Origin of the sequence: Streptomyces flavochromogenes, assembly GCF_000717595.1 — a bacterium.
Taxonomy (GTDB): Bacteria; Actinomycetota; Actinomycetes; order Streptomycetales; family Streptomycetaceae; genus Streptomyces; species Streptomyces flavochromogenes.
In genome coordinates, this window is sequence record NZ_JNZO01000144.1 from 1 (window position 1) to 238 (window position 238).

The 238-nt window shown below is 55.5% G+C and carries 1 rRNA gene; it reads right to left on the bottom strand.

From position 1 onward, the window contains the following. Window positions 1-97, bottom strand: a 5S ribosomal RNA gene (gene rrf / locus IF00_RS43150); the annotation flags it as partial. Window positions 98-238: the final 141 nt, after the last annotated feature.

Here is a 238-nt window from a genome sequence, read left to right on the forward strand (position 1 = left end):
CCCACAGGGTCCCCCCTGCAGTACCATCGGCGCTGAAAGGCTTAGCTTCCGGGTTCGGAATGTAACCGGGCGTTTCCCTAACGCTATGACCACCGAAACTCTATGAAGTTAACCAACCGGATATCGGCACAGTTCGTTACTTCAGAACTAACACAGTGGACGCGAGCAACTGAGGACAAGCCCTCGGCCTATTAGTACCGGTCAGCTCCACCCATTACTGGGCTTCCACATCCGGCCT